We start from the raw sequence: 24545 nt of genomic DNA, 5'->3' as shown, positions 1-24545 counted from the left end.
ACGCGCCGGGACAGCACCGGGCCAGAGCCCTGATGATCTGTCACTGGTCCAGTCCGGTGAAGCCTCCGCCGCACGGTGGCCGTACGGCGGAGGACCCGGGGCGGTGCCCCTCGTCAGGGACGGGCGGTGCCCTTCACCAGCTCGGCGATCCGGGCGAGCTCGTCCTCGCCGAACTCCAGTCCGCGTACGGCCTCGACGCTGTTCTCCAGCTGGACGACGCTGCTCGCGCCGACGACGGCGGAGGTGACCCTCCCGCCGCGCAGGACCCAGGCGAGGGCCATCTGGGCCAGGGACTGGCCGCGTTCGCGCGCCAGGTCGTTCAGCGCGCCCAGCCGGCTCACCAGGTCGGGGGTGACGGCCTCGGCGGAGAGGAACGGGCTGCTGCCCGCCGCGCGCGAACCCTCCGGGATGCCGTTCAGGTAACGGTCCGACAGGATGCCCTGCTCCAGCGGTGAGTACGCGATGGATCCGCTGCCGAGCTCGTCCAGGGTGTCCAGCAGTCCGTCCTCCACCCAGCGGTCGAGCATGGAGTAGCGCGGCTGGTGGATGAGGAGGGGGGTGCCCAGCTCCTCGAGGATGCGGGCGGCCTCGCGGGTCTGCTCGGCGGAGTAGTTGGAGATTCCCGCGTAGAGCGCCTTGCCCTGGCGCACCGCCGTGTCGAGCGCGCCCATCGTCTCCTCGAGCGGGGTGTCGGGGTCGAAGCGGTGCGAGTAGAAGATGTCGACGTAGTCGAGACCGAGCCGCGTCAGGCTCTGGTCCAGCGAGGACCGCATGTACTTGCGGGAGCCCCACTCCCCGTACGGCCCCTCCCACATGTGGTAGCCGGCCTTGGTGGAGATGACGATCTCGTCGCGCAGGCCCGCGAAGTCCGACTTCAGCGCGCGTCCCATGGCGGTCTCGGCGGAGCCGGGGGGCGGGCCGTAGTTGTTGGCGAGGTCGAAGTGGGTGATGCCGAGGTCGAAGGCCCGGCGGAGGATCTCGCCCTGGCTCTCCGGGGTCCGGTCGCCTCCGAAGTTGTGCCAGAGACCGAGCGACAGCGCGGGCAGCAGCAGGCCGCTGCGTCCGGTGCGCCGGTAGGGCATGGCGTCGTAGCGGTCGGCGGACGGAAGGTACATGCGGGCACTCCACGAGGGCAGGGCGTAGCGCTCCGGGTCCGGAGCGGTGTGCCCAAGCCTGGCGGAGAACGATCCAGCGGTCCAACAGGAGATTCCGCTGGGATTGATCGGATAGGTTGCTCAATCATGGAACTGCGTCAGCTGGAGCACTTCGTCGCCGTCGCCGAGGAGCAGCATTTCACCCGGGCGGCCGAGCGGCTCGCCGTGTCACAGTCCGGTCTGTCGGCTTCGGTGCGCGCTCTGGAGCAGGAGCTGAGGACGCCCCTGTTCAGCCGTACCACGCGTTCGGTGCGGCTGACGGAGGCCGGGGCGGCCCTGCTGGTCGAGGCGGAGCGCACCCTGGCGGGCGCCCGGGCGGCACGGGACGCCGTGGACGCCGTACGAGGGCTGCTCCGCGGCACCCTGACGCTGGGGGTGGAGCAGTGTGTGGCCGGGGTCAGCACGGCCCGGCTGCTCGCGGCCTTCCACCGGGAACACCCCCACATGGAGATCCGGCTCCGCCAGGAGGGCACGTCCCGCCTGCTGGAAGGGGTCGCGGGCGGGCGGCTGGACCTCGCCTTCGCGGCGACCGTCAGCCCGCCCGAGTGGCGGGGCGGACTCGTCCCGCTGGCGCGGGAACCCATGGTCGTCCTGTGCGCTCCGGGCCACCGGTTCGCCGGGGCGGACGCGGCGCCCGGGTGGGAGGATCTGCGCGGCGAGTCGTTCATCGACTTCCATCCGGACTGGGGTCCCCGCCGGGCGGCGGACGAGGCCTTCGCCGCGGCGGGCGTGCGCCGCACGGTGGCACTGGAGGTCAGCGACGTGCACAGCCTGCTGGAACTGGTGCACGAGGGCCTGGGGATCGCCGTCGTACCCCACCACTTCTCGCGCAAGCCGGAGGCGGGCGGCCTGGTCGCGGTGGAACTCGCCGGTTCCCGGAGCCGGTTCTACGAGAGCGTGGTGGTGCTCCCGCCCGCCGGAGCCCTGAGCCCCGGGGCGCGGGAGCTGATGAGACTGGTGCGGGAGTCCGGCCCGCACTGAGCGGGACGGCCCACGGGCGCCCCCGCGCCGAGCGGGACAGCCTGTTGATGCCCCCGCGCCGAGCGGGACAGCCTGCCGACGCCCCCGCGCCCCGGACGCGGCGGCGCCCCCTCCCCGGCGCCCGCCCGGACACCGCACCCCCGGAGTGCGCCGGCGCGGTGCCCCGACCCCCGGAGCCCCCTGGCCGGAACGGAGCGAGGTCGGCCAGGGCCTCACGGCGGAGGCCACGCGCCTGCTGCCGTGGCACCGGGGGTGTGCGGACGCACCGCACACCCCTGCGGCCCTGTCCCTCAGTCCTCGTGCCCCAGTTGCAGGTCACGCTCCGTCCGCCCGCCACCGGGGAGCTGGAGCACGGTGGCCACCGGCGGGTAGCCGGCGGCGATGACCGTGTACTCGCCGGTCGACAGGTCCACGAACCGGAAGGCCCCGTCGGCACCGGTGGTGAGGGTGTTCACCACGTTGCCCGCGGCGTCCAGGAGCGTGACCCTCGCGTCCTCGACGGCACGCCCGCCAGGCGCGCGGACGACGCCGCGCAGCACGGCTCCTCCCGCGAGTTCGATGTCCTGCCTGGTCTCCCGGGCCGCCTGCACGCTGACCGGGAGCGCCGCGGGACGGAAGGCCGGGGCGCTGGCCGCGAGGGTGTACTCCCCCGCGATCAACTCGGTGATGACATAGGCGCCTTCGCGCCCTGTACGGGTGGTCGCGACGACTTCGCCCCGCACGTCGGTGAGGGTGACGGCAGCGTCCCTGACAGGCGCGCCGTCGGGGGTGAGGACCGCCCCGGCAAGCCGTCCGGCCCCGCCCAGGACCACGTCGAGCTCGACCGGTCGCTCGCCCACCGTGACGCTGACGGCCTGCGGCTGATGGCCACCGGCCGCGGCGATCAGCACATAGGCGCCCGCTGCCGGGGCGTTCAGCGCGTAGCACCCGTCGTCGCCGCTCGCACCGCGTCCGACCTGACGCCCCTGACCGTCGATGAGGGTGAGGGCGGCCCTGCCCACCTTGGTGCCGTCGGAGTGCTGGACGCAGCCGCACACCGGGATCCCGTGCGTCGGCACGGACTGCGCCGGCCCCGGGTCGGTACGGGCGGCGGGAATGGACTGGGTGACGGACGGATCGGCGTCCGTGTGGGAGGTGGGGTGGGACACCAGAGGTTTCTCCTTGAGGAAGAAAGCGAGGAGGAGGCCGAGCAGGAGCACCGGCACGAGGTACAGGAAGATCCGGGGCATGGCGTCGGCGTACGCCTGGATGTACGCGTCGCGCAGCGCCGGTTCCATGGTGTGGACCAACTGGGGGGTGATCGACTCGGCGTCCGGCAGATCGGCCCCGGTGGGCAGCCGTACCCCGAGCGCGTCGGCCAGGCGGCCCGCGAACAGGGTGCCGAAGATCGCGGCTCCGACGCTTCCGCCGATCTGGCGGAAGTAGTTGTGGGCGCTCGTGGCCGTCCCGAGGTCGGAGGGGCGTACGGAGTTCTGCACCGCCAGCACCAGGATGGACATCACCAGGCCGATCCCGATGCCCAGTACGGCCTGCCAGAGGCCGTACTCCAGCGAGGAGGTGTCCGTGTCCAGCCGGGAGAGCAGCCACATGCCGACGGCCGAGACGGCCGCGCCGACGAGGGGGTAGACGCGGTACCGGCCGGTGCGCGAGACGAGTTGGCCCGAGACGACGGAGGAGATGACGATGCCGCCCATCATCGGCAGCATCAGCAGCCCCGACTCGGTCGCCGACACCCCCTCGACCATCTGGAGATAGCTCGGCAGGTAGCTGGCCGCGCCGAAGAGCGCGACCCCGATCACCGCGCCCACGAGCGAGGTGACGTTGAAGACCGAGTCGCGGAACAGCCTGAGCGGGATGACCGGTTCGGCGGCCCGGCGTTCGACGGCGAGGAACAGCAGGGTGGTCACGACGGCGCCCGCGGTGAGTCCCACGATCGTCCTGGAGCCCCAGGCGTACTCGGTGCCGCCCCAGCTGGTGAGCAGGACGAGACAGGTGGACGCGACGGCGAGCAACAGCGCGCCCAGCACGTCGAGTCGGGGACGGACCGCCGGCTTGGGGAGTTTCAGCACGACCGCGATGACGGCGAGGGTCACGATGCCGAAGGGCACGTTGATGTAGAAGCACCACCGCCAGGAGGCGTGGTCGGTGAAGAAGCCGCCCAGGAGCGGGCCGGCTACCGAGGCCAGCCCGAAGACCGCCCCGATGAGGCCCATGTAGCGCCCGCGCTCCCGGGAGGGGACGATGTCGGCGATGATCGCCTGGACCCCGATCATGAGTCCGCCGCCGCCGATGCCCTGGACCGCCCGGAAGGCGATGAGTTCGTCCATGGTGCGCGACCAGCCGGCGAGCGCGGACCCGATGACGAAGACGATGATCGCGAACTGGAAGACGCCCTTGCGGCCGAAGAGGTCGCCGAGCTTGCCGTAGATCGGAAGACCGATCGTCGAGGCCAGGAGATACGCGGTGACGGCCCAGGACATCTTGTCCAGCCCGTGGAGTTCACCGACGATCTTCGGCAGCGCGGTGGCGACGATCATCTGGTCGAGGGCCGCGAGCAGCAGGGTGAGCATCAGCCCGAGGAAGACGAGCCTCACCCTGCGGGGGCCGAGGTCGGGGGACGGCGCGGCCGGCCCGGACAGAGCCGGCGGGGGCGGTCCGTACTCCGGCCCGCCGGAGACGTCCGCCTCCCCGGGCGGCCCGTACTCGGTTCCGCCCTCGTCCTTCACCAGAGTGATCCCACCCACCACGTGACGCTCCCCTCGTCGCAGCTGCGCCGCTCATTTCTCGCATCAGCGAGCAAGAGGGGGCAAACGCGACCGGGCGCACGCACGGCGCACTCAAACGGCTTATGCGCCGGTGGGAGGCGCTACGGCGCACAACCGGCCACTCCGGAAAACCACCCGTTCCGGTGAGGCCGGCGTGACGCCAACAGGGGTACGGGCGAGGCTACTTCTCGACCTCGCGCGCCAGGTTCTGCAGCAGCTCGGCGTAGATCCGTCCGAGGCCCTTGGGGGCGAAGGTCTTCTCGAAGAAGCCGCCGATGCCGCCCGCACCCTTCCAGACGGTGGTGACGACCGCCTTGGACCTGCCCTCACCCGCCGGGGTGACCGTCCAGGTGGTGACCATCGTGGAGTTGCGGTCCTTCTCAACCAGCTGCCCTCCCCCGTAGCCTCCGGCATGGGAGGCGCCGCCAGGCTCCGTGACGTCGAGCAGGCAGTCGCGGACACGCTTGCTGGTGGCCTGGAGCTTCCAGTGGACGAGAGTGCCTTCACCGTCCCCGCCCTCGCGGACCTCGTACTCACTGAAGTGCCCGGTGAGCACCTTGCCGCGGACCTCCTTGTAGTCGGCGAGCGCGTCGAACACCGTATCTGCGTCCGCCGCGATGATCCGCTCCGTCGTGGCCTCGACCTGCGCCATGCCTGCTCCTCCAGCACTCGGTTGTTCGGGGTGCTGCCGAGCCAACCACCTCGGGCACGGCCCCTCAAAATCGGCCCCCGGACCGAGCCCCGCACGATCAAGGGAACAAGTGTTCTATTCTCTGCGCAGTACTACCGAGGAGGCGTCCATGCGCTGGGACAATCTGGCAGAGAACACCACGAACAGCACGGACGGTGCCCTCTTCGCCGCGGACGCGGTGACGACGCGCACCTTCGACACCCCTGAGTTCAGGGGGATCACCTTTCACGAGATCCGGGCCCGTTCGATCGTGAACCGCGTCCCCGGGGCGTCCCGCATGCCGTTCGAGTGGACGGTGAATCCGTATCGGGGCTGCACGCACGCGTGTGTCTACTGCTTCGCCCGCCGGACCCACGGCTACCTGGACCTGGACACCGGCCTCGGATTCGACTCCCAGATCGTCGTGAAGGTCAACGCCGCCGAACTGCTGGGCCGCCACCTCTCCTCCGACCGGTGGCACGGCCAGCACATCGCCATGGGCACCAACGTCGACTGCTACCAGCGGGCGGAAGGCCGCTACCGGTTGATGCCCGGCATCATCGGGGCCCTGCGTGACCACGCGAACCCCTTCTCCGTGCTGACCAAGGGCACCCTGATCCTCCGGGACCTCGATCTGCTCCGGCAGGCCGCCGAGGTCACCGAGGTCGGCGTCTCCGTGTCCGTGGGGTTCACCGACACCGAGCTGTGGCGCACCGTCGAACCAGGCACTCCGTCGCCCGGGCGCCGGCTGGACGTCGTGCGCGCCCTCGCGGACAGCGGGATCGGCTGCGGGGTGCTGATGGCGCCCGTGATCCCCTTCCTCTGCGACAGCCCCGAGCAGCTGCGCGAGACGGTCCGCGCCATCGCCGCCGCCGGGGCCACCTCCGTGACCCCGCTCGTACTCCATCTGCGCCCAGGTGCCCGCGAGTGGTTCATGGCCTGGCTCGGACGCCACCATCCGCATCTCGTGGAGCGGTACGACCGGATGTACGCGGACGGGGCGTACGCGCCGACCTGGTACCAGCGGGCCGTCACCCGCCGTGTCCACGAGTTCGCCGCCGAGTTCGGCATCGGCCCGGCGGACCGCGGCGGCGCACACCGCGCCGCGCCCCGGACGCCAGGAGCTCCCGCGAGCGGCCCCACCCAGCTGAGTCTGCTCTGACCGCCTCCGCCTCCCGGCCCCGAACGGGTCAACTCTCGGCCTCACGCGTCCCCCCGGCCCCGGATACGGGAAGCATGCGGCGGGGCTGTGCCACCCACAGCCGCGTTGCCCATCACGGGAGGCCCCATGACGAAACGTTCAGGAATTCTTGTCGCGGTCGGCGCCACGGTCGCGGGTCTGGTGACCGCCGCGCCGTTCACCCCAGCCGCCGCGGCGGCGCCCGCGGCCGCCCCGCTCAAGTGGACCGCCTGCGGGACGAAGGCGTATCCCAGGCTGCAGTGCTCGACGGTCACCGCCCCGCTCGACCATGACAACCCGTCAGGCAGGCCGGTCACCCTCGCGCTCTCCCGCATCCCTCACACGGCGAAGAAGTCTCAGGGCCCACTGCTGGTCAACCCCGGCGGGCCGGGCGGCAGCGGGCTCTCCATGGCCGGCTTCGTGGCCGCCTCGCTGCCGAAGAAGCTCGCCGCCCAGTACGACGTGATCGGGTTCGACCCCCGTGGGGTCGGGAAGAGCCGGCCCGCCCTGGACTGCCTGCCGAAGTACTTCGCCCCGGTGCGCCCGGACTCGGTGCCGGACTCCGCCGCGTCGGAGCGGACGTCCCGCAACCGGGCCGCGTCGTTCGCCGCCGCGTGCGGCGAGAAGCACGGCGACCTGCTGCCGTACATGGACACCGTCAGCGCCGCGAAGGACCTGGACGTCATCCGCCGGGCGCTGGGCGCGAAGCGGATCAACTACTTCGGCTACTCCTACGGCACCTATCTCGGCGCGGTCTACGCCAAGCTGTTCCCCGAGCACACCCGCCGCCTGGTCCTGGACTCGGTCGTCGACCCGGACGGGGTCTGGTACGAGGACAACCTGGGGCAGGACCACGCGTTCGACGCCCGGCACAAGGCCTTCGCCGCGTGGGTCGCGAAGAACGACGCGACGTACCGCCTCGGCAAGGACCCGGCGGCCGTGGAGGCCGCCTGGTACGCCATGCGGGACGCGGTGAGGAAGCGCCCCGCGGCCGGAAGGGTGGGCCCCTCCGAGCTCGAGGACACGTTCATGCCCGGCGGCTACTACAACGGCTACTGGCCGCGCCTGGCGGAGGCGTTCGCCGCCTACGTCAACGACAAGGACGAGGACGCGCTCGCGACGGCGTACAAGGACTTCGCCGAGGTCGACCGGAGCGGGGACAACGGGTACTCCGTCTACACGGCGGTGCAGTGCCGCGACGCCGGCTGGCCGCGGGACTGGAGCGACTGGCGCGGCGACACCTGGCGGGCACACGCCAAGGCGCCCTTCATGTCATGGAACAACACCTGGTACAACGCCCCGTGTGCCACCTGGCCCGTGGAGCCGCTGGAGCCCCTGCGGGTCACCAACGACGAGATCGGCCCCGCCCTGGTCCTCCAGGCCACGGATGACGCGGCCACCCCGTACGAGGGCGGCGTCACCATGAGCCGCGCACTCAAGGGCTCCGGACTCGTGGTCGAGCAGGGCGGCGGCAACCACGGCATCACGCTGAGCGGCAACGCCTGCCTGGACAGGCACCTGGTTCGCTACCTGACGGACGGCACCCTCCCGGCAGCCCCGGGCAGCGGCCCGGACGCGGTCTGCGACGCTCTGCCGGAGCCGAAGGCGGCCACGGCCACGAAGGCGGGCGCGAACACGAAGGGCAGCACCCTGCACGGGTTGCTGGGCTTCCGGGGCTGATCCGCGCCGGGCCCGCCGGGGGCGTACGCCGGGAGTGTGCCGCGTGCTTCACGCGGCACACTCCCCCGTACGCCCCGGCGTGCGTGCCGGGGCGCGGCACCTGCCGACGAGGACCTGGCGGGGGCTTCGGTGCCCCGAGGGCTCAGATGGTGGCGGTGTCGATCACGAAGCGGTAGCGCACGTCGCTGGCGAGCACCCGCTCGTACGCCTCGTTGATCTGGTCCGCCCGGATCAGTTCGATCTCCGCGCCGAGCGCGTGCCGCGCGCAGAAGTCGAGCATCTCCTGCGTCTCGCGGATCCCGCCGATCCCGGAACCCGCGAGGGTCTTGCGGCCTCCGATGACGGAGAACAGGTTCAGCGAGACCGGCTCCTCCGGCGCTCCGACGTTCACCATGGCGCCGTCGGTCTTGAGCAGCGCGAGGTACGCGTCCAGCGGCAGGGGTGCCGAGACGGTGGAGATGATCAGGTCGAACGAGCCCTTGAGCTGCTCGAACGTCTTGGGGTCGCTGGTCGCGTAGTAGTGGTCGGCGCCCAGCTTCAGCCCGTCGGCCTCCTTGCGCAGCGTCTGGCTGAGCACGCTCACCTCGGCACCGAGTGCGTGCGCGATCTTGACACCCATGTGCCCGAGGCCGCCGAGGCCGACGATCGCGACCTTCTTGCCGGGGCCGGCCTTCCAGTGGGCGAGCGGCGAGTACGTGGTGATGCCCGCGCAGAGCAGCGGTGCCGCCTCGTCGAGGGCGATGCCCTCGGGGATGCGCAGGGTGTAGTTCTCGTCGACCACGATGTGGGTGGAGTACCCGCCGTAGGTGGGTTCGCCGTCCTTGCCGACGGCGTTGTACGTGCCGATGTTGCCCTCGGAGCAGTACTGCTCCAGACCGGCCAGGCAGTTCTCGCACGTACGGCACGAGTCGACCATGCAGCCGACGCCGACGCGGTCGCCGACCTGGAACTTCGTCACGCCCGGACCGACCTCGGCGACGACGCCCGCGATCTCGTGGCCGGGCACCATCGGGAAGATGCCCTCGCCCCAGCCGTTGCGTGCCTGGTGGATGTCCGAGTGGCAGATCCCGGCGTACTTGATGTCGATCAGTACGTCGTACTCGCCGACCGGGCGGCGCGGCACGGTCGTGCGCTCCAGCGGGGCCTTGGGGGCGGGGGCGGCGTATGCGGCGACGGTGGTGACAGTCATCCGGAAAGGATCTCCTCAAAGGTGGGGTGGTTCTCCTCCACTGTGCCTCCTACCCGGCCGTCAGGGTCACACCGGCCCTCGTGCCGCACCCGGATACCGGGAGGGGGACCCGGCGCGCCTGGCTCGTGGACGCTCGCGACGGGTGACGTCCCGGTGCCCGCAGTGGCCGGAAACGGGCCGATTGCGGCTGAGCGCCATGGCGAACCGCGCGGCGCGCCGGCCGCCCCTGCCGACGAGCGGATCGCCACCCTCGAGGTGCGTCCGCTCAGGGCCGCCCGGCTCGTACAGGGCCGGAGCAGGGGTCGGGCCGGGCAGCCGGAGGCGGTGTGCGTCAGCTCGTCGACGGGTTCACGGTCAGGGTGGCCGTGTTGTTCGTCAGGTCGGGGTCGAAGGTGCGGACGGCGGGCTCGTAGGCGTCGTTGTAGACGGCGGCTCGGGCGGTGGCGTCCGGGACGACCTCGTCGATGTGGAGGGTGAAGGGGAAGGTGTGGGCGGCGGCCTTGCCGGATTCGGTGAGGTAGATGGGGGTGTTGCAGCGGTAGCGCGTCTCGGACCGGGACCAGCAGGTGTCGGGTGCGGAGGCGACCGATGTGCCGGCGGGGATGTCGATGTCGACGGTCGCGGCGGGTTCGCCCGCGCCGAGGGAGGCGACCCAGGCGGGGCCCGCGTTGTGGACGGTGACGGTGGCGGGGACGGTGTCGCCGGCCGCGCCGGAGACGGTGGAGGCGGTCAGACGGTAGTCGGCCTGGTTGACGGTCTTCACCGTGAAGCTGCGGTACGGCTGGAGCTCGTCGGAGGGGGCGGCGGCCGGGGTGAGGTTCAGCTCCGGGCCGGCACCCGGCGTGAAGGCGCGGCCGGTGCGGGCCTCGGCGAGCGCCTGCTCCGAGTAGGGCTGGGCCGAGTAGTCGACGCGGTCGAAAAGGGCTATGTCCTTGGTGCGGAACTTCAGCGGGAGGGAGTGGTACGAGCCCGGGGTCGTCCGCTCGTCCAGGACGCAGAGGAACGTACGGCCGGTGACGGCGTTCGTGGACTCGCAGTTGGAGGGGACGGACATGCCGAGGCGGATGCCGCGGGAGGTGAAGACGGTGAGCAGGGTGCGGTCGGCGGTGCGGTTGCCCTGGTTGCCGAGGACGACGGAGGAGTCGAAGGGCTGGTCGGGGGCCATGCCGGTGCGGTACTCGGCCTGGGTGAGGCCGAGCGCGGGGCCGTCGTTGACGGCGACGTAGGTCTCGCCCGGGTAGGCGTTCATGCCGCCGGCCTGGGCGGTGTAGCGGATGTAGCCGTCGTTGCCGTCGGTGGCGCCCGGCTTGGTGGTCAGGCCGATCCGCGCGGCGGGGGCGTTGGCGCCGCCGGGGAGTTCGGGGGTGGTGCAGACGGCGGTGGTCTCGTTCTCCGGGCGGCAGTTCGCGGGCCAGGTGACCTCGGCGAACGAGGCGACTCCGGAGGCGTCGACGGTGAGCGTGCCGGCCGGCACGGTGGTCGCCGTGTTGTCGTGGCTGATCTGCACGGTCAGCGACTGCGACGGTGCGGGGGAGCCGTCCTCGGACGGGCCCGGGAGGGTGAGCTCGTACGGGTCGGACCAGAGCCACAGGGCGTCGGAGGCGGCCGCGGGGGGGGCCGCGGCCGGGCCGGTGACGGCGGCGAGCGCGCCGAGTGCGGCGGCAAAGGCGATGAGCGTCTTCTTCACGGGGATCAAGACAGCGGAGATCGGCGGATGGTTGCACGGGTGAGGAGGGCCGGTTTCGGTCCGCCGGGTCGGCCGTGCGGCCGTCGAGGATGCCCGAGCGGGCGATGAGGTAGCCGAGTTGGGCGCGGCTGCCGCTGCCGAGGGTGAACGTTCGGCGATGTGGCCGCGGCAGGCACGGGCCTTCACGCCGAGGCGGCGGGCGATCCTTCGTCGACGGGGGTCTCGGCGAGGAGGTGGGCGATGGCCGGCTGGGTGCCGGTGATCCCGTCGGGGCGGGCTCCGTGGGGGCATTCCTCGGACCGGTGCCACCCCCGGGCAACCCGCGCCCGCCGTCACCCCTCCCGCCCTCACCCCGCCGGCAGCCGCCCCAGCGCCTCCTCCGCCGCCGCGCCGAGTCGCGGGTGCGGCAGGGCCGCCTCCAGTACGGGGCGGGCCCTGCCGTCTCCCAGGGCTCCGAGTCCCTCCACGCACGCGAGGGCCACGCGCCAGTGCGGCTCCTCGGGGGCCAGGAGCCGGTGCAGGGTGCTGACCAGCGCGGGTACGGACTCCGGTGCGCGCAGCGCGGTGAGCAGCCGCACCGGGTGCAGGGCGTAGGCCGTGCGCATGGTGTTGGTGGCGAGGGCGGCGGCCGCGCGGGGGGTGCGGGGGTCGTTCAGCAGGCGGAGCGCGTGCGCCGCCGAGACGCACCGTTCGGGATCGCGATGGTTGAGGAGGAGGACAAGCGCTTCGAAGGAGCGGCGGTCCCCCAGGCAACCGAGCCGGAACGCCGCGATCTCCCGGGCCCAGAGCGGGCGTTCGCGTTCGACCAGCACCCCCGCGAGCTCTTCGGGGTCCTCGGTGGCGATCAGCCTGCGAAGGGCCTCCGGCTCCCGCGCCTCGCGCCCCAGCCTGTCGGTCAGTGAGCGGAACTCCTCGTCCATGACGATGAGTTTATCGACGAGGACGCTGCGTGTTCGGCGAACTGTGTGCCGGCGCACAGGCCGCCAGGGCTGGCGCGCTCGTTACTCGCCGGTTAGTCTCAGGTGAGCGGGACACACACCCGCCGGCTCCAGTGGCCTGGTGACGCAGCCACCCGGAGTGCTTGTCGGTTCGGCAGTTCGTGAGACGAGGCTCGGGGCAGAGCCCGTCACCCCTCCCCCGGTGCGCCGTGCGCGTCCGGGGACCGTGCACCACGACACGCAATTCCCTCGCACCGAGCGCCGGTCGGGCTTCCGCCCACGCGCGCCGTGCCCCGCCTCAGTCGTCACTCACCCTGGAGTCCCGTGATGGACACCCCGCTCAGCACCATTGCCGTGGTCGGCCTCGGCACGATGGGAACCGGCATCGCCGAGGTCCTGACCCGAGCCGGCCGCGAGGTCATCGGCATCGACGTCGACGAAGCCGCCGCACGGCAGGCAGTCGCCGCCCTGGAAGCCTCCACGGCGCGCGCCGTGCTCCGTGAGCGCATCACGGAGCAGGAGCGGCACGACATCCTGGCGCGGTTCCGTACCTTCTCCGATCTGCGGGCCGCGGCCGACGCGGAGCTGGTCATCGAGGTCGTGCCGGAGAACTACGAGATCAAGCAGCAGGTCTTCCGGGAGCTCGACGCGGTGGTCTCCCCCACCACCATCCTCGCGACGGGCACCAACGCCCTGTCGGTGACCAGGCTGGCCGCCGAGTCGCAGCACCCCGAGCGGGTGCTCGGTCTGCACTTCTTCAATCCCGCACCGGCGATGAAGCTGGTCGAGGTGGTCTCCTCCGTGCTGACGGCTCCGCCCGCCGTGGAGAGCGTCACCCGGCTCGCCCGCGAGCTGGGCAAGGAACCGGTCGCGGTCGGTGACCGGCCGGGGTTCGTCGCGGACGGCCTGCTGTTCGGCTACCTCAACCAGGCCGCGGCGATGTACGAGGCGAACTACGCCTCGCGTGAGGACATCGACGCCGCGATGAAGCTGGGCTGCGGGCTGCCGATGGGCCCGCTGGCGCTGCTGGACCTGATCGGCGTCGACACGGCCCGCACGGTCCTGGAGGCCATGTACGCGGCCTCCCACGACCGGCTGCACGCCCCCGCCCCGGTGCTCGGGCAGCTCAGCGAGGCGGGACTCACCGGACGCAAGGCCGGCCGCGGCTTCTACACCTACGACGCGCCCGGCAGCCAGACCGTGGTGCCGGACGCCCTGACGCCGGTGGACGGGACGGGCACGGTCACGGGTCGCACGGTCTCCTCCGTCGGCGTCGCGGGGTCGGGGACGATGGCGTCGGGCATCGCCGAGGTGTTCGCGAAGTCCGGCTACGCGGTCGTGCTGGCCGCGCGCAGCCAGGAGAAGGCGGACAGGGCCAAGGAGCGCATCGCGAAGTCCCTGGAGCGTTCGGTCGCCAAGGGGAGAATGACCGCCGAGGCCCGGGACGGGGCGCTCGCCCTGATCACCGCGGCGGGCACGCTGGACTCGTTCGCCGAGGTGGACCTCGCCGTGGAGGCCGTCGCCGAGGATCTGGACGTCAAGCGGGAGCTCTTCGCGACCCTCGACAAAGTGTGCAGGCCCGGAGCGGTGCTCGCCACCACCACCTCCTCACTGCCGGTGGTGGCGATCGCGAGAGCGACCGCCCGCCCCGAGGACGTCGTCGGGATGCACTTCTTCAACCCCGCTCCCGCGATGAAGCTCGTCGAGGTGGTCCGTACGGTCCTGACCGCCGACGACGTCCACGCCACGGTCCGCGAGGTCTGCGTCAAGGTGCGCAAGCACCCGGTGGACTGCGGTGACCGGGCGGGCTTCATCGTCAACGCCCTGCTGTTCCCCTACCTCAACAACGCGATCAAGATGGTCGAGGAGCACTACGCGACGCTGGACGACATCGACGCGGCGATGAAGCTGGGCGGCGGGTATCCGATGGGGCCGTTCGAGCTCCTGGACGTGGTGGGCCTGGACGTCTCGCTCGCCATCGAGAAGGTTCTGCACAGCGAGTTCCGCGATCCGGGACTCGCTCCGGCACCGCTGCTCGAGCACCTGGTGGCCGCCGGCTGCCTCGGCCGCAAGACGGGGCGCGGCTTCCGCGAGTATGCCCGCCGCTGACCCCGGTGCAGGGTGGGGCGGGTTGCTGCGGCCCTCGGGCGACCCGCCCCCACAGGCGCACTCTCCTGCACCGATGGGTTACGTTCACCTCATGTCCCAACCCGCCAAGTCCCCTCGTTCCTCCGCCGCGACGGACGCCCCGGAGAGTGCCGCGAGCACCCGGGCCGCCGCCCAACGGCTCAAGATGCGCCGCGAGCTGGCCGCCGCGGCGATGGAACTCTTCGCCACCAAGGGGTACGAGGCGACGACGGTCGACGAGATCGCCGGGGCCGCCGGGGTCGCCCGGCGCACGTTCTTCCGCCACTTCCGCTCGAAGGAGGAGGCGATCTTCCCGGACCACGACGACACCCTCGTCAGGGCCGAGGCCGTCCTGAACGCCGCTCCCGCACACGAGCACCCGCTCGACACGGTGTGCCGCGGCATCAAGGAGGTCATGAAGATGTACGCGGCGAAGCCGGCGGTCTCCGTGGCTCGGTACAAGCTGACCCGTGAGGTGCCCACGCTCCGGGAGGCCGAGATCGCCTCGGTGGCCCGCTACGAGCGACTGTTCACGCGCTATCTGCTGGGCCACTTCGACGAGCGCGACCACCATGTGGAGAACGACGACCCGCTGCTCGCCGAGGTCGCCGCGTCCGCCGTGGTCACCGCGCACAACCACGTGCTGCGCCGCTGGCTGCGCGCGGACGGCCAGGGTGACGTGGAGAGCCAGCTCGACCACGCCTTCGCGATCGTGCGGGAGACCTTCGGCACGGGCATCGGTGCGGGGCGGACGATGGGCGGCGACTCCGGCAGGTCCCCCGCCGCCTCGGTGTCGAAGGAGGGCGAGGTCCTGGTCGCCGTGGCGCGTACGGACGCGCCGCTCAACGAGGTCATGCGCACGATCCAGCAGGCTCTCAAGGAACACTGACGGACGCCTGCGGGTCGTCCCCCGCCGGCCCGGACACGGGCACGGTCTCGTGCCAGGGCGGCGGCGCGGCGCCCTCGCCCCACGCGGTGAGCTCGTCGAGTCCCACGCAGAGGATCCCGCACCGTCCCGCGTACTCCAGAGCGGGCGCGGTGAAGTCGCTCGTGGTGACGACGACGGCCACGTCCGCGCCGTGCACGGCGTAGCAGGTGCCTCCGAAGCGCTGGAGGTCCTGGGAGCCGACCTTGTTGTCCGCCGTGTACCTCTTGCACTGGACCACCAGACGCCTGCCGTCCGGCGTCGTGGCGATCACGTCCGCGCCCAGATCGCCCGCGCCGCCGACGACCTCGGCGTCGGGGCAGCCGTCCCGCCGGCAGAGCGCGGCCACGGCCTCCTCGAACGCGTAGGGGTCCATGGTCGTGCAGTCGGCCGGCAGCGGGCGCCACAGCGGTTCGGTGACCTGTACGCCGGCCGCCTCGTGCTCCTCGAGCGCGGCGTCCACGACCTCGTACGCGGTCTCGACCACCGCGTTCGCGGCCCTGGCCGCCCGTCTGCGGTCCTGGCGCCTGCGCAGGAGGGGGACGGCCCCCGCCACCAGCAGTGCGGCCATGACCACGGCCGGCGCCGGATGCCGCTCGGCGCTCCGCAGAGCGGTGCGCAGCGCCAGTCCGCCCCCGCAGAGGAGGATGGCCGCGAGGGCGAATCCGAAGGCCGTCCTGCGGATGTCGAACCCGGTTCCCCGCCCGTCGCGCGGCCCTCCGCGCCGTCGTATGCCCACCGTGCACCCACCCCTGCCGTTCGCGTTCCGTCAAGATCACTTCCATCTGCCCACCGGACGGCGGTTGACGCCGTGCGACCTGGAAACCACGTGGTCAAAGGCGGATGCACGAGTCCGGACGCCGCATGACGGCCCGCACGGCGGCCTCACCCGTCCGGGCGGCGCCCCATCGTCCCCGCGGGGCCGCCTCGGGGACGACGGGGCGCCATTCCCTCGGGGACAAGGGCCCCTTCCCTCGGGGCGGACAGGAGCGGGACACCGGCCCCGGTCCCCACGCGGGCCGGGCTCCGGCGACCGGGGCGCGACGACGCCGTACGTGTATCGAACCGCGCCGTGGCACCCGCAAAAGATGGAGCAACGGGGCATACCGCCCATGATGTTGCTCATGCGTGCCCACGAGATGACAACTGAGAGAAATTGTTGGCACTGGGTGCCTTGCCACCTGTCACGCAGTGCCATAAGTTGAAGGTGTCCGGGCGGCCGGCGTGCAGAGATCTCTCGTACGCCGGCTGTCCCCGCGGACCACGTGTCCACGCGCCCGGGCGCCTGCGTCACAGGCAACCCTTCTGCTCCACCGAGCAGGCACGCAGCACCACCCGCCGAACCGACGGCACACCTCCACACCGCACCACTCCCCTGACCACAGGGGTCCTTCCGGCGTTCCCTCGACGCCGGAGACCCGATCTGCCGGAGGCATCACCGTGAAGGAAATCCTGGACGCGATCCAATCGCAGGACAGCACGGCCGCGGACTTCGCCGCGCTGACCATCCCCGAGTCGTACCGTGCGGTGACCGTGCACAAGGACGAGGCCGAGATGTTCGCCGGCCTCGCCACCCGCGACAAGGACCCCCGCAAGTCCCTGCACGTGGACGAGGTCCCCGTGCCCGAACTCGGCCCCGGCGAGGCGCTCGTCGCCGTCATGGCCAGTTCGGTGAACTACAACTCCGTCTGGACCTCCATCTTCGAGCCGGTGTCGACCTTCGGCTTCCTGGAGCGCTACGGCCGGCTCAGCGAGCTCACCAAGCGCCACGACCTGCCGTACCACGTGATCGGCTCCGACCTGGCGGGCGTCGTCCTGCGCACCGGCCCCGGCGTCAACGCCTGGAACCCCGGCGACGAGGTCGTCGCGCACTGCCTCTCGGTCGAGCTGGAGTCCTCCGACGGCCACAACGACACGATGCTCGACCCGGAGCAGCGCATCTGGGGTTTCGAGACCAACTTCGGTGGTCTCGCCGAGATCGCGCTCGTCAAGTCCAACCAGCTGATGCCCAAGCCGAAGCACCTCAGCTGGGAGGAGGCCGCCTCCCCCGGACTGGTCAACTCGACGGCGTACCGCCAGCTCGTCTCGCGCAACGGCGCCGGGATGAAGCAGGGCGACAACGTGCTGATCTGGGGCGCGAGCGGTGGACTCGGCTCGTACGCCACGCAGTTCGCGCTGGCCGGCGGCGCCAACCCGATCTGCGTGGTCTCCAGCCCGGAGAAGGCCGAGATCTGCCGGTCGATGGGCGCTGAGGCGGTCATCGACCGCAACGCCGAGGGCTACAAGTTCTGGAAGGACGAGCGCACCCAGGACCCCAGGGAGTGGAAGCGCTTCGGCAAGCGGATCCGCGAGTTCACCGGCGGCGAGGACATCGACATCGTCTTCGAGCACCCGGGCCGCGAGACCTTCGGCGCCTCGGTCTACGTCACCCGCAAGGGCGGCACGATCACCACCTGCGCCTCCACCTCGGGCTACATGCACGAGTACGACAACCGCTACCTGTGGATGTCGCTCAAGCGCATCATCGGTTCCCACTTCGCCAACTACCGCGAGGCGTGGGAGGCCAACCGCCTGATCGCCAAGGGGAAGATCCACCCGACGCTCTCCAAGGTCTACTCCCTGGAGGACACGGGCCAGGCCGCGTACGACGTCCACCGCAACCTCCACCAGGGCAAGGTCGGCATCCTCGCCCTGGCACCCCGCGAAGGCCTGGGCGTGCGCGACACCGAGCTCCGCGAGCAGCACGTGGACGCCATCAACCGCTTCCGCAACGTCTGAGGTCCACCATGACCGAACGTCAGAAGGACCGTCCCTGGCTCATGCGGACGTACGCCGGCCACTCGACGGCCGAGGCGTCCAACGAGCTGTACCGGCGCAACCTCGCCAAGGGCCAGACGGGTCTGTCGGTCGCCTTCGATCTGCCCACGCAGACCGGCTACGACCCCGACCACGTGCTCGCCCGCGGCGAGGTGGGCCGGGTCGGCGTGCCCGTCTCGCACCTCGGTGACATGCGCCGGCTGTTCCAGGACATCCCCCTGGAGCAGATGAACACGTCGATGACGATCAACGCCACCGCGATGTGGCTGCTGGCGCTGTACCAGGTGGTCGCCGAGGAGCAGGGCGCGGATCCCGGCCGGCTCCAGGGCACGACGCAGAACGACATCGTCAAGGAGTACCTGTCGCGGGGGACGCACGTCTTCCCGCCCGGGCCCTCACTGCGGCTGACCACCGACATGATCACCTACACGGTCAACCGCATCCCGAAGTGGAACCCGATCAACATCTGCAGCTACCACCTGCAGGAGGCGGGGGCCACGCCGGTCCAGGAGATCGCCTACGCGATGTCCACGGCGATCGCGGTCCTCGACGCGGTGCGTGACTCAGGACAGGTGCCGCAGGAACGGTTCGGCGATGTCGTGGCCCGGATCTCCTTCTTCGTGAACGCGGGCGTCCGCTTCATCGAGGAGATGTGCAAGATGCGCGCCTTCGGCCGCATCTGGGACCGGGTCACGCGCGAGCGGTACGGCATCGCGGACCCCAAGCAGCGCCGGTTCCGCTACGGCGTGCAGGTCAACTCCCTGGGACTCACGGAGGCTCAGCCGGAGAACAACGTCCAGCGGATCGTGCTGGAGATGCTGGCCGTGACCCTCTCCAAGGACGCCCGCGCCCGCGCCGTGCAGCTGCCGGCCTGGAACGAGGCCCTGGGGCTGCCGCGCCCCTGGGACCAGCAGTGGTCGCTGCGCATCCAGCAGGTCCTGGCCCACGAGAGCGACCTGCTGGAGTACGAGGACATCTTCGCCGGATCGCACGTCGTCGAGGCCAAGGTCGACGAGCTGGTCACGGAGTCGCTGGCCGAGATGGACCGGATCGAGCAGATGGGCGGCGCGATGGCGGCCGTCGAGTCCGGCTACCTCAAGTCGGAGCTGGTCTCCTCGCACGCGGCACGGCGTGCCCGCATCGAGTCCGGTGACGAGAAGATCGTCGGCGTCAACGTCTACGAGACGACCGAGCCGAACCCTCTGACGGCGGATCTGGACGCCGCCATCATGACGGTCGACCCGGCGAACGAGGCGCGGGTCGTCGAGGCCCTGCACGAGTGGCGCGACAACCGCGACGAGCCACGTGCCACGGAGGCGCTGGCGGCCCTGAAGAAGACCGCGGCGGGCACCGGCAACATGATGGAGGCGACCGTCGAGTGCGCCCGTGCGGGCGTCACCACCGGGGAGTGGGCCTGGGCCCTCCGCGACGTCTTCGGGGAGTTCCGCGCTCCGACGGGCGTCTCGTCCGCGCCGGTGGCGGTGACCGCCGAGCCGGGCACCCCTCTCGCCGTCGTACGCGAGAAGGTCGACCGCACCGCGGCGGACCTGGGTGTCGGCCGGCTCCGGCTGCTGGTCGGCAAGCCGGGCCTGGACGGGCACTCCAACGGCGCCGAGCAGATCGCCGTGCGCGCCCGGGACGCGGGCTTCGAGGTGGTCTACCAGGGCATCAGGCTGACGCCCGAGCAGATCACCGACGCGGCACTGGCCGAGGACGTGCACTGCGTCGGCCTGTCCATCCTGTCCGGCTCGCACGCCGAGCTGGTACCGGACGTGCTGCACCGCCTGCGCGAGGCCGGCGCCCCGGACATCCCGGTGATCGCCGGCGGCATCATCCCCCAGGCCGACGCGCGCGCCCTGATCGAGGCCGGTGTGGCCGCCGTCTTCACCCCGAAGGACTTCGGCATCACGGAGATCATCGGCCGTATCGTCGACGAGATCCGGAAAGCGAACAAGCTCGACCCTCTGGAGGTCCCCGCATGACCACGCCCAGCCCGTCCCCCGCCGCCGCCCCGAACCGGCTGCGCCCCCGCCGCTCGTGTCTGGCGGTGCCCGGATCGAACCCGCGGTTCCTGGAGAAGGCCCAGGGCCTCCCGGCCGACCAGGTCTTCCTGGACCTGGAGGACGCCTGCGCGCCGCTCGCCAAGGAGGGCGCGCGGCACCACATCGTCGACGCCCTCAACAACGGCGACTGGACCGGCAAGACCCGGGTCGTACGGGTGAACGACTGGACGACGCACTGGACGTACCGCGACGTCATCACCGTCGTCGAGGGCGCGGGCCCGAATCTCGACTGCATCATGCTGCCGAAGGTCCAGGACGCCCAGCAGGTCGTCGCGCTGGCCCTGCTGCTGACCCAGATCGAGAAGACGATGGGCTTCGAGGTCGGCCGGATCGGCATCGAGGCGCAGATCGAGAACGCCAAGGGCCTGGTGAACATCGACGACATCGCCGCGGCCTCCCCGCGCCTGGAGACCCTGATCTTCGGCCCGGCCGACTTCATGGCCTCGATCAACATGAAGACGCTGGTCGTCGGCCAGCAGCCGCCCGGTTACCCGGCCGACGCCTACCACTACATCCTGATGCGCATCCTGATGGCCGCCCGTACGCACGACCTCCAGGCGATCGACGGCCCGTTCCTCCAGATCCGCGACGTGGACGCCTACCGCGAGGTCGCGGGGCGCGCGGCGGCGCTGGGCTTCGACGGCAAGTGGGTGCTCCACCCCGGTCAGGTCGACGCGGCGAACGAGGTGTTCTCCCCGTCCCAGGAGGACTACGACCACGCCGAGCTCATCCTCGACGCGTACGACTGGTGCACCTCCGAGGAGGGCGGCAAGAAGGGATCGGCGATGCTCGGGGACGAGATGATCGACGAGGCGAGCCGCAAGATGGCCCTGGTCATCGCGGGCAAGGGACGCGCCGCCGGCATGCAGCGCACCTCCAAGTTCGAAGCCCCGGAGGCCTGAGATGCAGTTCGGACGCACCTACGAGGAGTTCGAGGTCGGCGCGGTCTACAAGCACTGGCCCGGGAAGACGGTCACGGAGTACGACGACCACCTCTTCTGCCTGCTGACCATGAACCACCACCCGCTGCACATGGACAGCAACTACGCCGAGCGGACGACGGACTTCAGGAAGAACGTCGTCGTCGGCAACTACATCTACTCCCTGCTGCTCGGCATGTCCGTGCCGGACGTCTCCGGGAAGGCCATCGCCAACCTGGAGGTGGAGTCGCTGAAGCACGTGGCCCCGATCTTCCACGGCGACACGATCTACGGCGAGACGACCGTGCTCGACAAGACGCCGTCGAGGTCCAAGAACGACCGGGGCATCGTGTACGTCGAGACGAAGGGCTACAAGCAGGACGGCACGCTCGTCTGCGTGTTCCGCCGCAAGGTGATGGTGCCCACCAAGACGTACATCAAGGAGCGCGGCGGAGAGCAGCCCGGCCGCCCCGAGTTCGATCAGCCGTCGAGCAAGAACGTGGAGAAGCAGCCATGAGCCGACTCGCGCAGACCGCCGGTCTGACGGATGTCCAGCAGGAGATCCTCTCCACCGTCCGGGATTTCGTGGACAAGGAGATCATCCCTGTCGCGACCCAATTGGAGCACCGCGACGAGTACCCGACCGAGATCGTCGAAGGCCTCAAGGAGCTCGGTCTCTTCGGGCTGATGATCCCGGAGGAGTACGGCGGTCTGGGCGAGTCGCTCCTGACGTACGCGCTCTGCGTCGAGGAGATCGCCCGCGGCTGGATGAGTGTGTCGGGCATCATCAACACGCACTTCATCGTGGCGTACATGCTCAAGCAGCACGGCACCCAGGAGCAGAAGGACACCTTCCTTCCGCGCATGGCCCTGGGTGAGGTGCGCGGCGCCTTCTCGATGTCCGAGCCGGCCCTGGGGTCCGACGTCTCCGCGATCTCGTCCAAGGGCGTCAAGGACGGCGACGAGTACGTCCTCGACGGTCAGAAGATGTGGCTGACGAACGGCGGCACGTCCACCCTGGTCGCCGTCCTGTGCCGGAGTGACGAAGGACACCCGGAGGGAACGGCGCCGCACAAGTCCATGACGACCTTCCTCGTCGAGAAGGAGGCGGGATTCGGCGAGGTCCGCCCCGGCCTCACGATCCCGGGGAAGATCGACAAGATGGGCTACAAGGGGGTCGACACGACCGAGCTCATCATGGACGGGCTACGCATTCCGGCCAATCGTGTACTGGGCGGGACGACGGGCCGAGGTTTTTACCAAATGATGGACGGCGTCGAGGTGGGACGCGTGAATGTAGCCGCACGTGGCTGCGGTGTCGCACAACGTGCGTTCGAACTCGGCGTGTCGTACGCCCAGCAGCGCCAGACCTTCGGGAAAGCGATCGCCCAGCACCAGGCGATCCAGTTCAAACTGGCCGAAATGGCCACCAAGGTCGAAGCCGCCCATGCGATGATGGTGAACGCGGCACGCAAAAAGGACTCCGGGGAGCGGAACGACCTGGAGGCAGGGATGGCGAAGTACCTCGCCTCCGAGTACTGCAAGGAAGTCGTCGAGGACGCCTTCCGTATCCATGGCGGCTACGGCTTCTCCAAGGAGTACGAGATCGAGCGCCTCTACCGCGAGGCCCCGATGCTGCTGATCGGTGAAGGTACCGCCGAGATCCAGAAAATGATCATCGGTCGCCGGTTGCTCGAGGAGTACCGGCTCCAGGGCTGAAATGTCCCTTACGGGGTGATTTGGTGGCGAAGAAGATCACACCCGGTCACCCCCGTGCGGAGCCTTTCAGCTGTCCGACTCGGCTGCTGGCTTGCCCAGTTGCCGCTCGCACCCGATAGCATCGCGGGAAAAGCCGCCGTCCCCCCGTTGCCAGCGCGGCATCATCCGCTACGAAGGTCATCCATGCCCGACAGCCAAATCTCTGCATCCCGCGGCGGAGTCCGCCTTGCGCGCGGAGCTTCGCCGTGGCTCCTCCCGACCGTCGCCACCGCGGCGCTCAGCCTCGCCCGGGCCCGCAGGTCCGGCCGCTGGGCCGCCGTGGCCGTGCCCACCACCGCGCTCGCGGCGGGCATGCTGTGGTTCTTCCGCGACCCCGAGCGCGAGATCACCCAGGGCCGCGTCATCTCGCCGGCCGACGGCGTGGTGCAGAGCATCATGCCGTGGAAGGACGGGCGCACCCGCGTCGCGATCTTCATGAGCCCGCTGAACGTCCACGTCAACCGGGCCCCCCTGGCCGGCACCGTGACCTCGGTCGAGCACATCCCGGGCGGGTTCGTCCCGGCGTTCAACAAGGAGAGCGAGAACAACGAGCGCGTTGTCTGGCACTTCGACACCGAGCTCGGCGACATCGAGATGGTGCAGATCGCCGGAGCCGTCGCCCGTCGCATCGTCCCCTACGTCCCGCAGGGGACGAAGGTGGAGCAGGGCGAACGCATCGGCCTGATCCGGTTCGGCTCGCGTGTGGACATCTACCTCCCGGAAGGTGTCGACGTCGCGGTCGAGGTCGGCCAGGCCACCACTGCGGGGGTGACTCGAATTGACCGTGATTGATCCCGAGACCCAGGCGAGCTGGGTTCCCGAGGCGGACGAGCAGGACGACGCGGAGGACATGCCGCTCTCCATGCGGCTGTCGATAGCGGACACGCTCACGCTCGGTAACGCCACGTGCGGTTTCATGGCGGTGTACTTCACCACTACCGGGATCCTCATCCCGCACCTCACGGGCAGCGACGAGTCCGGCATGGCGAGGCACTCCGCGGCGACCGCGGTGATCCTCATGCTCATGGCCGCCGTGTTCGACCTCTTCGACGGCCTCGTGGCACGCAAGCTGCGCTCCTCGCCGATGGGGGCGGAGCTGGACAACCTCTCCGACCTGATCAGCTTCGGCCTGGCACCGGCCTACTTCGTGCTGGTGTACGGCATGGTCGCGGACGACGCACACCAGCGGGTGTCGGCGCTCGCGGCGATCGTGGTGCTGCTGGCGGTGGTGCTCAGGCTTGCGCGCTTCTCGTGCGTGACCTTGAAGGACGGCATGTTCCAGGGCATGCCGAGCCCCTTCGGAGCGCTGACGGTCGTCTCGATCGTGCTGCTCGAGCTGCCCTTCGTGCCGACGCTGCTCGCGATCATCGGAGTGGCCTGGCTCATGGTCAGCCGGGTCGAGTACCCGAAGCCGCGCGGTGTCCTCGCGGTGGCGATGCTCAGCTGGATCGTCGCGGCGATGGGGCTCCTGGCGGCCTGGGCGTTCGACGCTCCCGGCGGGCAGCTGCTGCTGCAGACCGGCTGCGCCCTCCAGGTCGTCCTGGGCGCGGTGATCCCGCTCTTCGCCACGGCGCGGAGGGTGAACACCTTCCGTGACAACCGGCGCGAGGCACGGGCTGCTCAGCTCCCGTAGACAGCGCGCCAGGCGGCGCGGACAGAGAGGCGGCCCGGATGCTCCCCAGCATCCGGGC

Annotated in this window: 19 protein-coding genes; 12 read left to right on the top strand and 7 right to left on the bottom strand. The window is 70.7% G+C overall.

Features of this window, described 5'->3' with window-relative positions; all coding sequences use genetic code 11:
* Positions 1-113: 113 nt before the first annotated feature.
* On the bottom strand, positions 114-1115 hold the full coding sequence (locus ACFXOA_RS24990) for an aldo/keto reductase (protein ID WP_385032709.1): 1002 nt from the start codon (positions 1113-1115) through the stop codon (positions 114-116).
* A 126-nt stretch (positions 1116-1241) separates the two neighbouring features.
* On the opposite strand from ACFXOA_RS24990, the gene ACFXOA_RS24985 reads away from it, so the two are divergent.
* Positions 1242-2135, top strand: coding sequence for a LysR family transcriptional regulator (locus ACFXOA_RS24985; protein WP_385032706.1), 894 nt, complete (start codon positions 1242-1244; stop codon positions 2133-2135).
* Positions 2136-2425: 290 nt separating this feature from the next.
* Here ACFXOA_RS24985 and ACFXOA_RS24980 read toward each other — a convergent pair whose 3' ends face one another.
* Positions 2426-4882, bottom strand: a complete 2457-nt coding sequence (locus ACFXOA_RS24980; protein WP_385032703.1) for an MFS transporter — start codon at positions 4880-4882, stop codon at positions 2426-2428.
* Between the two features lie 199 nt (positions 4883-5081).
* A complete protein-coding gene (locus tag ACFXOA_RS24975; protein ID WP_385032700.1) occupies positions 5082-5552 on the bottom strand; it encodes an SRPBCC family protein in 471 nt (156 codons plus the stop codon).
* Between the two features lie 148 nt (positions 5553-5700).
* On the opposite strand from ACFXOA_RS24975, the gene ACFXOA_RS24970 reads away from it, so the two are divergent.
* A complete protein-coding gene (locus ACFXOA_RS24970; protein ID WP_385032698.1) occupies positions 5701-6732 on the top strand; it encodes an Rv2578c family radical SAM protein in 1032 nt (343 codons plus the stop codon).
* A gap of 126 nt (positions 6733-6858) precedes the next feature.
* Positions 6859-8430: an alpha/beta hydrolase gene (locus tag ACFXOA_RS24965; protein WP_385032695.1), complete on the top strand. Its 1572-nt coding sequence runs from the start codon at positions 6859-6861 to the stop codon at positions 8428-8430.
* Between the two features lie 142 nt (positions 8431-8572).
* Here the strand turns inward: ACFXOA_RS24965 and ACFXOA_RS24960 are convergent, their stop codons facing one another.
* The 3 genes from ACFXOA_RS24960 to ACFXOA_RS24950 form a co-directional block, all read right to left on the bottom strand.
* On the bottom strand, positions 8573-9619 hold the full coding sequence (locus ACFXOA_RS24960; protein ID WP_385032692.1) for an NAD(P)-dependent alcohol dehydrogenase: 1047 nt from the start codon (positions 9617-9619) through the stop codon (positions 8573-8575).
* A 331-nt stretch (positions 9620-9950) separates the two neighbouring features.
* On the bottom strand, positions 9951-11306 hold the full coding sequence (locus ACFXOA_RS24955) for a hypothetical protein (RefSeq protein ID WP_385032689.1): 1356 nt from the start codon (positions 11304-11306) through the stop codon (positions 9951-9953).
* Positions 11307-11653: 347 nt separating this feature from the next.
* On the bottom strand, positions 11654-12226 hold the full coding sequence (locus ACFXOA_RS24950) for an adenylosuccinate lyase (protein WP_385032686.1): 573 nt from the start codon (positions 12224-12226) through the stop codon (positions 11654-11656).
* Positions 12227-12571: 345 nt separating this feature from the next.
* Between ACFXOA_RS24950 and ACFXOA_RS24945 the strand changes: the two genes are divergently transcribed.
* The gene (locus ACFXOA_RS24945; protein ID WP_385032683.1) at positions 12572-14353 is read left to right on the top strand and encodes a 3-hydroxyacyl-CoA dehydrogenase family protein; all 1782 of its coding nucleotides are present in this window, start codon (positions 12572-12574) and stop codon (positions 14351-14353) included.
* Between the two features lie 91 nt (positions 14354-14444).
* Positions 14445-15260 carry a TetR family transcriptional regulator gene (locus ACFXOA_RS24940; RefSeq protein WP_385032679.1) on the top strand — a complete coding sequence of 272 codons (816 nt, stop codon included), beginning with the start codon at positions 14445-14447 and terminating at the stop codon, positions 15258-15260.
* Here the strand turns inward: ACFXOA_RS24940 and ACFXOA_RS24935 are convergent.
* Positions 15247-16035, bottom strand: a complete 789-nt coding sequence (locus tag ACFXOA_RS24935) for a restriction endonuclease (protein ID WP_385032676.1) — start codon at positions 16033-16035, stop codon at positions 15247-15249. The genes ACFXOA_RS24940 and ACFXOA_RS24935 overlap by 14 nt on opposite strands.
* Positions 16036-16736: 701 nt before the next feature.
* Here ACFXOA_RS24935 and ccrA point away from each other — a divergent pair.
* From ccrA to pssA, 7 genes are all read left to right on the top strand, one after another.
* Positions 16737-18074 carry a crotonyl-CoA carboxylase/reductase gene (ccrA, locus tag ACFXOA_RS24930; protein WP_385032673.1) on the top strand — a complete coding sequence of 446 codons (1338 nt, stop codon included), beginning with the start codon at positions 16737-16739 and terminating at the stop codon, positions 18072-18074.
* Positions 18075-18082: 8 nt separating this feature from the next.
* Positions 18083-20095: a protein meaA gene (locus ACFXOA_RS24925; protein WP_385032670.1), complete on the top strand. Its 2013-nt coding sequence runs from the start codon at positions 18083-18085 to the stop codon at positions 20093-20095.
* Positions 20092-21078: an HpcH/HpaI aldolase/citrate lyase family protein gene (locus ACFXOA_RS24920; RefSeq protein WP_385032666.1), complete on the top strand. Its 987-nt coding sequence runs from the start codon at positions 20092-20094 to the stop codon at positions 21076-21078. The genes ACFXOA_RS24925 and ACFXOA_RS24920 overlap by 4 nt, the downstream gene beginning before the upstream one ends.
* A gap of 1 nt (position 21079) precedes the next feature.
* A complete protein-coding gene (locus tag ACFXOA_RS24915) occupies positions 21080-21613 on the top strand; it encodes a MaoC family dehydratase (RefSeq protein ID WP_385032663.1) in 534 nt (177 codons plus the stop codon).
* Entirely contained in the window at positions 21610-22815 is a 1206-nt protein-coding gene (locus tag ACFXOA_RS24910) for an acyl-CoA dehydrogenase family protein (RefSeq protein WP_385032660.1), read from the top strand. The genes ACFXOA_RS24915 and ACFXOA_RS24910 overlap by 4 nt, the downstream gene beginning before the upstream one ends.
* Positions 22816-22998: 183 nt before the next feature.
* Complete coding sequence (locus tag ACFXOA_RS24905) at positions 22999-23646, top strand: phosphatidylserine decarboxylase (protein WP_385032657.1); 648 nt, start codon at positions 22999-23001, stop codon at positions 23644-23646.
* Entirely contained in the window at positions 23633-24487 is an 855-nt protein-coding gene (gene pssA, locus ACFXOA_RS24900; RefSeq protein ID WP_362544661.1) for a CDP-diacylglycerol--serine O-phosphatidyltransferase, read from the top strand. The genes ACFXOA_RS24905 and pssA overlap by 14 nt, the downstream gene beginning before the upstream one ends.
* Positions 24488-24545: the final 58 nt, after the last annotated feature.

Source organism: Streptomyces sp. NPDC059166 (assembly GCF_042755185.1).
In the GTDB taxonomy this organism is placed as follows: domain Bacteria; phylum Actinomycetota; class Actinomycetes; order Streptomycetales; family Streptomycetaceae; genus Streptomyces.
Note: the sequence above shows the minus strand (reverse complement) of the source record. Positions and strands in the feature narration are given on the sequence as shown.

What these genes read in the sequence shown, in the direction of transcription:
- ACFXOA_RS24990 (WP_385032709.1), bottom strand. Translation starts at nt 1,115, where the DNA reads ATGTACCTTCCGTCCGCCGACCGCTACGACGCCATGCCCTACCGGCGC.
- ACFXOA_RS24985 (WP_385032706.1), top strand. Translation starts at nt 1,242, where the DNA reads ATGGAACTGCGTCAGCTGGAGCACTTCGTCGCCGTCGCCGAGGAGCAG.
- ACFXOA_RS24975 (WP_385032700.1), bottom strand. Translation starts at nt 5,552, where the DNA reads ATGGCGCAGGTCGAGGCCACGACGGAGCGGATCATCGCGGCGGACGCA.
- ACFXOA_RS24970 (WP_385032698.1), top strand. Translation starts at nt 5,701, where the DNA reads ATGCGCTGGGACAATCTGGCAGAGAACACCACGAACAGCACGGACGGT.
- ACFXOA_RS24965 (WP_385032695.1), top strand. Translation starts at nt 6,859, where the DNA reads ATGACGAAACGTTCAGGAATTCTTGTCGCGGTCGGCGCCACGGTCGCG.
- ACFXOA_RS24960 (WP_385032692.1), bottom strand. Translation starts at nt 9,619, where the DNA reads ATGACTGTCACCACCGTCGCCGCATACGCCGCCCCCGCCCCCAAGGCC.
- ACFXOA_RS24950 (WP_385032686.1), bottom strand. Translation starts at nt 12,226, where the DNA reads ATGGACGAGGAGTTCCGCTCACTGACCGACAGGCTGGGGCGCGAGGCG.
- ACFXOA_RS24945 (WP_385032683.1), top strand. Translation starts at nt 12,572, where the DNA reads ATGGACACCCCGCTCAGCACCATTGCCGTGGTCGGCCTCGGCACGATG.
- ACFXOA_RS24940 (WP_385032679.1), top strand. Translation starts at nt 14,445, where the DNA reads ATGTCCCAACCCGCCAAGTCCCCTCGTTCCTCCGCCGCGACGGACGCC.
- ACFXOA_RS24925 (WP_385032670.1), top strand. Translation starts at nt 18,083, where the DNA reads ATGACCGAACGTCAGAAGGACCGTCCCTGGCTCATGCGGACGTACGCC.
- ACFXOA_RS24920 (WP_385032666.1), top strand. Translation starts at nt 20,092, where the DNA reads ATGACCACGCCCAGCCCGTCCCCCGCCGCCGCCCCGAACCGGCTGCGC.
- ACFXOA_RS24915 (WP_385032663.1), top strand. Translation starts at nt 21,080, where the DNA reads ATGCAGTTCGGACGCACCTACGAGGAGTTCGAGGTCGGCGCGGTCTAC.
- ACFXOA_RS24910 (WP_385032660.1), top strand. Translation starts at nt 21,610, where the DNA reads ATGAGCCGACTCGCGCAGACCGCCGGTCTGACGGATGTCCAGCAGGAG.
- ACFXOA_RS24905 (WP_385032657.1), top strand. Translation starts at nt 22,999, where the DNA reads ATGCCCGACAGCCAAATCTCTGCATCCCGCGGCGGAGTCCGCCTTGCG.